Raw genomic sequence first — 7,451 nt, forward strand, 5'->3', positions numbered from 1 at the left:
ATTCCAGTGACAAGCAGATCGACGCTGCCCGTCGCGGGATCAGTCACTCGGACCTGTAGTGAATTTCCAGTCACTAAAGTGCATTGGCACTCCAGCGGTCGAAAGCTCTCTTCAATGATTCTGCGCAGCTCCAGGGTTGAAATCATTCATTTCCTCCAGTGTCGTATCCCGAAGCAAGACATGTAGTGTTGAGTGGCAGATGCAGGCCCTAGGATTTCTCGAGCCATTGCGATCAAGACGATACATTTCTGGCGACAAAAGTTTGGCTTTCAAGGCCGAAACGGATACTGGTTCACATTTTCACGGTATTTAATCGAGCGTCAGTTAACCCGTTGGATGTAAACGCGCCTACCTATCCGTAGCCGGTGGTGTCAGCATCATCACTGATGAAGTTTAGGTTATCCAAATGAAAGGCTGGAGGATGCCGACGCAAGGAGCTTAAGCAAACCCAGTTCGAAACGCGTGATTCCTGTAGACCGGCCCAAATTGATTGCGAGAATCCGGTGTTTGCAGAGATGTATAAAACGGAGGGAGCGGGCAATTACGCAGAGGTCTACTGAAGCTGAATGCTCACGTGGCCAGTTAGGTGAGGTTGGCGATCGCGGGCTTTTTATCGTCGTGCGGTCGCTCAAGGAATTCGCGTATGACTTCGGCGGTTTGCTTAGCACTGGTCAACACGAAGAAATGACCCTCGCCACGCAGAACATGCAGTTCGGCACGGCGAATGCCGTGACGCAAAATGTGCCCGTTATAAAGCCGCACCAGCGGATCGCGATCGCCGGCGAGAATGAGCGTCCGCTGGCGAAGGCGGAACAGACGTAACAGGCTCGTCCAGCCGACCAATGCCGTGAATTGACGGTAATAGGTTTGGGGATTAACCGAGAGCATCCCATTCGCAACCCCGAAATGCATAAGCGCCTTTGTCGAATTGCGCCGGTCCTTTTGCTTATGCGGTTTGGCGCTTTTAGCCATGCTAAAAAAATCCAAGATATCAGCGGGTTTTACCAACATTGCTGGGCCGGCCGAGGTCGCAGCGAGTATCAAGCGACGCACCATGCTTGGATAACGTAGAGCGAATTCCTGTGCCAAAGCACCGCCCCAACTCACGCCGAATACATCGACCTGGTCGAACCCCAATTGCTTGAGCATCTGAGCGATCGTGTCGGCATAACGCGGCAGACGCATTGGCCAACGCGGCGTCTGCGATTTGCCGACGCCGGGAACGTCCAACGTGATGGTCGTGTAGTCGGTCAGTTCATTTCGCAGAGGGTCGAACGCACGGATTAAGCCACCCATGCCGTTGAGCAGAAGCAGCGGTGAACCCTGGCCACGGATTGAAACGTTTAACTGCAAATCGCAAATGGATAATTTCTGAGTTGTCATGATGCTCCCTTTTTGCCCCCATCCTGACGGATCACTGTATGCAGTCCGCGTATGGGGCGGAAACACTGATCCCGCGCATGCCCCCCGGCTTGAAGGAAGTCCAGTTACAAGTCCCTCTCGCACACGATCCTCGCTGTATTTGAGACTCAAGGTAATCACAAAGCTCCAATAGTCGAATTGTGGAAGGGCTCTGCAATGGGATTCCCACCTGTTGACTGCGAAATCGTGGAGCAACGACTGCAACACTGTGCCAGTTCGACAGTCGCGAGTTAATGTCATACGAACCTTCCCTGCTCGACGGGATGTACTGCTCGGATGCCAAGTGCCGATGTATGCTGAACCTGCTGAATGTCGCAATTCGCAGGTGGCAACGATGCACTCAAAAGTACAACCCAAACCTTACTATTGGTCGATTGGTAAGAACACTTTTACTAACGTCAATTGTCTAAGCAGCCACCACCAAGCATATCTAGTACGGCGATACATGATCTTGGGACAGGCGGCAGAGGTGCTCGGCAGCTGTGATCGTGCCGAGCAATGGTTCAACGAACCCGCCCGTGGCCTGGATTATCAACCGCCTTGCAGCGTTATTGATGATGACCATGGCTATCAGCGGATCAAAGACTATCTGGGCCGCATTGAATATGGCGTGTATTGAGCAACGCCGGAAGCATCCCGTCATTGGCACAGACAAGCGCCGTAGGTGGTGGGAAGATGAGCAGCACTGTCGAAGCCGTAGTCTCGCTGGTCGGGGGTGCGAAGCGGATCGTGGTATTTACCGGTGCGGGCATCTCGGCCGAAAGCGGTATACCCACATTCCGCGATCCGTTGACCGGAATATGGGCGCGCCAGGATCCGGAGAAGCTGGAGACAGCTAACGCGTTCCGCGAGGACGCAGCATTAGTCTGGGGATGGTATCTATGGCGGCGGGCGCAAGTCGCGCAAGCGGTGCCCAACGCTGCGCATCAAGCCATTGCGCAGTTGACATGGACGCGAGATGTAACGGTGATCACGCAAAACATCGACGACCTGCATGAGCGAGCTGGAGCAGTGGATGTAATCCATCTGCACGGTAGCTTGGAACAGCCCAAATGCTTTGCCTGCCATAGGACTCCAACGGCCTTCTCGTTCGAGGAACCGATTGCTAGTGAGGATATGAGGATCGAGCCGCCTCGCTGTCCCCGCTGCCGCGGCAAACTACGCCCGGGTGTGGTGTGGTTCGGTGAAGAACTGCCGGCGGTGGCTTGGAAGAAGGCTGTTCTTGCAACAAAAAATTGCGATGTTCTGCTGTCGATCGGCACTTCGGGGGTGGTCTTCCCGGCCGCAGAGATTCCAACCATGGCTCTGCGAGCCGGTGCTTACGTCGTGCACATCAATCCAGTGCAAGTTGTGCAGCCGAGCTGCCGTGAGTTGTGCCTAGTGGGGCGCGCAACAGAAATCGTTCCGGCTTTAGTTTTTCTGATGCGCCCATCGACTGGCGCTCAGGTTGAGAGACCGGTGCCTTGAGGAAATCGTCAGCCCATCTTCCCCGACGTCCGGTCTCTACAACAGAGAGCATCTCATGAAGTAACGCAGCTTCAACCGACTAAAATGCCGCCCGCTGCCGGGCCTCTTCTCGTGCCTGGAGCTGCAGTTCGAGCTGGGCTTGGATCTCTGTGTACAACTGAGCCCGCTCGTTATCGCGATCAGCTACTGTCACCACGAGCGAATAGGGTTCTTTGTCCAATACGTCCGGGTGATTCCACTCCCGATCTTGACGAATCACGACGACAAACCATTTCTCAGCAGGATTGCGTTGCTTGAAGGTCCACTTGGATGACTGCACCGTACCTCGACTTCTCAGTTGAGCGGAGATATCCCGGTTCGGCTCGGCGTCGTCACTACGGGTCTCATTTTCCTCCTGCTTGTCCCTGTTGAAGTAGCCCTGCACCTCGTCCAGGGAAGCCCCTTTGACCAAACGGAAACTGATCTGGGTCGCAAGATAGTCCAGGCGAGTGGTACGCACTGCCGGCGAGTAGGCCAGCGTGACGCACAACTCCCTAAGACCCCGCGTCTTGCGCAGGTAGGTAGCAGGAAGAGGCAGCTCATAAAACTGGCAGGCATCCTTCTCGATGCTCTCTTCGCACATCAATACAACGCATTGATCCGAGGATCGGAACAAGTCACTTTCACTCACTTGGCCGTATCCACCCACATCGCGGGAAATCTCGCGGTTGTAGGTCGCTTTATTGGCTTTGTAACCCTTGCGCATCTCCTCCGAGAAAGTGCTCTCCACCTCGCTCGACAGAGACGCATGGTTCACGAGCATGGCTCGCAGAAGATTGGCTGAAGCCTCCGGGTATTCATTGAGCAGACGCCCTGCCAAATGAGTGATGTAAGGCGCAGAGAAACTAGTGCCACTGAGTTCCTTGAACAGCGTATTGCCTTGGAACTGATGGTTCATCGTCAGCACGCCCAGACCGCGCATGTCGGTCTTCCACTGCTGATTGTTGTAATGCACCGGACACGCCAGGTTGCCACCATGAGCGACCAACTCCGGCTTTAGAGCCCCTTTCACCGACGGGCCATGTCGGGTGAACGGTGAGGGTTGGTTCTCCGATGCCGGAGACAGCTGATGGATCTCGGGGTGTCGCTGGCTGTCGAAAGTGGCGTCGTGGCGGGAAATGCTGCCGACGGTCAGCACATTCAACGCAGGTGCCGGGTCAATGATGACACTGCGTTCGTGCAGCAGGTATTCCGGATACTCGTCCCGCCAGCTTTTTATCGGTACGGCCGGATCCTCAGAGCCCATGAAGTTGCCGGTAGAAACGACAAACAGCACGTTGTGTTTACGCGCAAGCACATCGAGGATGTAGGCCAGACCGCGAATGTGTGTACCGTCGTAAGGCGCATTGGTATTTCCCAGCGACAAATTGAAGATGCGGCAGCCCAGTCCCACGAAATGCTCAACGGCTTCTGTCAGCGTCGCTTCTACCGTGTGCTCGTCATAAATAGCATTGTGGGTGTCTGGGCATTTGCGCATGACCTTACCGTTGTAAAGCCAGATTTGCGGATTCCAGAAATTGCTTCGATCACAGGCTTCTACGTCGCCATAAAGCGCAATCCCGGCGACGGCTGTCCCGTGGCCAGCCTCATCGAATGCGTCCTGACCCGCCACGAATGACTCACTTTCTGCAATTGCCGATCGAAGCAACGGATGGTTAGTGTTGATACCGCTGTCCAGGATGCACACCCGCGCCGCATCGTCGGCAGGGCGTGGAATGTTTGCCGGGATCTGAGCAATGTCACGGTTCAGCTGCGGGTAAGAGATGCCAGTCTGGGGAATTAGGTCAACCATGCGCACGTCACTATGGTTGAGCAGCCCTTGTGCTTGAGTATCACTCACCTCGACGCGGTACATCACCAAGCTGTCGAAGTTGAGCTTGTGGATCGTCTTGATGCCGTTGTCCGCCAGCCACTTTTCGAACGAGGCGCAAAGGCGAATGCGTGCCGGATGATTGGTGACGTGGTGTGGCCAGAGTTCGACGTCCAGTGTGAATGTTTCAGAGTGTGGAAGGCCGATATGGCGTAAGGCCCAGCTTTTGCGGTCCTCGGCGGACCACGCATCGATACCCTCGATGGCTTCCAGAATCTGCTTGTAGCTGACATTCTGCCCGAGCACGCCCAACTTGTTCAGGTGGTCTTGAAAGATGGCCAGGCCAGCCTCGGTCGCGAACACCACACAAACCTGCTTGCCCTCCTGACTGATGAATTCCAGGCCATGCTTCTGGAGATTTTCAAACGTCATCGCGCCGTCGTACTGCAACTTGAATACAAACGGGGAGTTCTCGGCAGACTTGTGCTGCTTTGCAGCAACACCCGCTGCCGTCGCAAAATAGCCGTTAAGCTTCTGGCCATGCCCCCGCAAGTCATCGCGCTTGGTGAACTTGGGGGGATTTTTCGTCCGACGACGATTGTCCAGGTTTTCGCGCTCAAAACTCAGGTGTTTGTAAGTTGCCAATTCATCGTCCTTGATAGCAGGTTAGTGCTTGCGGAGTCCCTCCCGCACCAGTGCGTTACGTAGTTCTTTGATCGTGAGGAACTCCTGATTACGCAATATCATACGCTTCACAGCGCGCCGGACAACACGTTCCACATCCGCACCGCTTTTTCCATCGAATTCTTTTAGTAACTCGGGATCATCCAGTTCGAACTGACGACGGGTCCCACGCAACTTCAGCTGTAACAATGCCATCAGCTGCTTGTGATCAGGCAGCGGAAACTCAATGGCGTCATCAAACCGGCGCCAAATTGCCGAATCCAGAATATTTTCGTGGTTAGTTGCTGCCAGAATAAGGCTTTGCCCGTCGTAGGCGTCCATCATCTGCAACACCGCATTAACTACGCGGCGTAGCTCGCCGTGCTCACCGCTATCACCACGCTCTTTACCAATGGCATCAAACTCGTCGAAAAGAACGATTAACTGATGTTTCGCAATGAAATCAAAGACCTTGCGTAAATTCGCGGCTGTTTCACCCAGAAACGAGGAGACCAATGCATCGAGACGAACAATTGCCAGCGGGCGATCCAGTTCGAAAGCGATGACTTCAGCAGCCAAGGTCTTACCGCATCCAGGCGGGCCAAAGAAAATCACTTTGCCGGATGGCTTCATGCCATAGCTACGAAGCACCTCTGCGCGTCGATGCTCTTCCAGCATCTCGTCGATCATAGAGGCACTGCTTTCGGGAAGGATGATCTCCTCCAACGAGCGCTTGGGTGGCCTGATATCAAGCAAAGGAAGTCCACGTTCCTTGTCCACAGGAATGTCCGCAGTAAACTGCGGTTTACGTGCAGACTGGACATGCATATCCCCACCATAAAGGATCTGCTCTAAATCATTTGCCAATAAGTGATGTTGCTTTTGGCGCTCTTCTTCGATGATAGCTTCAGATGCACGACGGAACGCCGCCATATCTCCGACAGCACCCGCTTTTACAAGTTGCCTGAGTACTTTTCCATTCGCCATTTTATATATCCTGCCATAAGGTTGTTTCTCAGAGTCGTCAACTCATGAAACCAATTCCTGCCCTAAGCAGTGCAACTAAAAGGCTGAATCATTGCGAGCTAACATATGAGGACTCCATTCCATTTTGAAGCGTAAAGAGTATTTCAAACTCCTTACGTTAAGTTATACGTAAGAGTATCGCCCATGGTGGGTTTTTGTCCAGTATTTCTCTCGAATTTCCTTGATTTTATTGAACCAATCGACGAGCGGCAGCAGCTGTAGAAACTGCGACACCAAGCACCCAAAACGATAGGACAGAAAGACCGTTCAAACATCAACATTATTAATAACGCAAACAAACAATATTGATCGTCGCGATAGAGAACTCGACCTTAAACTAACTTTAGGCGTGGCAATAAACACTGACGGGAGTGGCGGAAATTTCCGACACGTCAAAGTGAGCTTGTTTTCGCCCATTAATAAATATGTAGAGATCTATTCAGAGACTAGCAAAGTAACTGGCAACACCAACAGTGACTCAGTGCACAACTGACGCTGTTTGCTGGCCGCCTCATCCGCTACCCATCAGGCGCTACCCGAACAACCACCCCATAAAGCTCAATAATTTCCAATATGATGGCTTTTAGCTTCATCATTCCTCGGTAAGGTCTTTCTGTTGACGTGTGCGTCGCAATTCGTCACCCCAGACCGGCGACCTGGTGATGTCGCTCCCTCGTTACAGAAGACTTGGAAAAATGACTGAAGTAGAAAACCGTGGCCACATCTTCATTTCCTACGCCTGGGGCAACGGGTTTGAGAACAAAGAGTGGGTACGCCAGCGCGTCCTCACCCAAATCAGTTGGAACCATGACGTATTTTGGGATAGGGATAGCATCGCCTACGGAGATTCAATCGATGGCGTTATCGCTAAAGCCTTGTCCAAGCGCCCAGTCCAGATCTTATGCCTGTGTGACCAGGACTACATCAGAGCCGCCCAACAGAAAGGTTCGGGGTTGCACCGTGAGCTGAAAATGCTTGCCGAGATCGCTTATGAACCGGGCGTGCGCATTGTGCCAGTCATCCT

The 7,451-nt window shown here is 53.3% G+C and carries 7 protein-coding genes; 3 read left to right on the top strand and 4 right to left on the bottom strand.

Annotation, left to right across the window (positions count from 1 at the left end):
• Both HT737_RS28850 and HT737_RS28855 read right to left on the bottom strand, forming a co-directional pair.
• Nucleotides 1–146: DUF1652 domain-containing protein (locus tag HT737_RS28850; protein WP_182404526.1), on the bottom strand; the 146-nt coding region annotated here is incomplete at its 3' end.
• Nucleotides 147–582: 436 nt separating this feature from the next.
• Nucleotides 583–1,383: an alpha/beta fold hydrolase gene (locus HT737_RS28855; RefSeq protein ID WP_182404527.1), complete on the bottom strand. Its 801-nt coding sequence runs from the start codon at nt 1,381–1,383 to the stop codon at nt 583–585.
• 508 nt (nt 1,384–1,891) lie between these two features.
• Between HT737_RS28855 and HT737_RS28860 the strand changes: the two genes are divergently transcribed.
• On the top strand, nt 1,892–2,041 hold the full coding sequence (locus HT737_RS28860; protein WP_182404528.1) for an MbcA/ParS/Xre antitoxin family protein: 150 nt from the start codon (nt 1,892–1,894) through the stop codon (nt 2,039–2,041).
• 56 nt (nt 2,042–2,097) lie between these two features.
• Nucleotides 2,098–2,889 carry an NAD-dependent deacylase gene (locus HT737_RS28865; protein WP_182404529.1) on the top strand — a complete coding sequence of 264 codons (792 nt, stop codon included), beginning with the start codon at nt 2,098–2,100 and terminating at the stop codon, nt 2,887–2,889.
• Nucleotides 2,890–2,968: 79 nt separating this feature from the next.
• On the opposite strand, the gene HT737_RS28870 is transcribed toward HT737_RS28865, so the two are convergent.
• Both HT737_RS28870 and HT737_RS28875 read right to left on the bottom strand, forming a co-directional pair.
• Nucleotides 2,969–5,383 carry a S8 family peptidase gene (locus HT737_RS28870; RefSeq protein WP_182404530.1) on the bottom strand — a complete coding sequence of 805 codons (2,415 nt, stop codon included), beginning with the start codon at nt 5,381–5,383 and terminating at the stop codon, nt 2,969–2,971.
• Nucleotides 5,384–5,404: 21 nt separating this feature from the next.
• Nucleotides 5,405–6,388: an AAA family ATPase gene (locus HT737_RS28875; RefSeq protein ID WP_034139800.1), complete on the bottom strand. Its 984-nt coding sequence runs from the start codon at nt 6,386–6,388 to the stop codon at nt 5,405–5,407.
• Nucleotides 6,389–7,122: 734 nt separating this feature from the next.
• On the opposite strand from HT737_RS28875, the gene HT737_RS28880 reads away from it, so the two are divergent.
• Nucleotides 7,123–7,451: toll/interleukin-1 receptor domain-containing protein (locus HT737_RS28880; protein ID WP_182404531.1), on the top strand; the 329-nt coding region annotated here is incomplete at its 3' end.

The organism is Pseudomonas sp. MD195_PC81_125 (assembly GCF_014060985.1).
GTDB lineage: Bacteria > Pseudomonadota > Gammaproteobacteria > Pseudomonadales > Pseudomonadaceae > Aquipseudomonas > Aquipseudomonas parakoreensis.

Coding starts and splice junctions, on each gene's coding strand:
- HT737_RS28855 (WP_182404527.1), bottom strand. CDS start 1,383: ATGACAACTCAGAAATTATCCATTTGCGATTTGCAGTTAAACGTTTCA.
- HT737_RS28865 (WP_182404529.1), top strand. CDS start 2,098: ATGAGCAGCACTGTCGAAGCCGTAGTCTCGCTGGTCGGGGGTGCGAAG.
- HT737_RS28875 (WP_034139800.1), bottom strand. CDS start 6,388: ATGGCGAATGGAAAAGTACTCAGGCAACTTGTAAAAGCGGGTGCTGTC.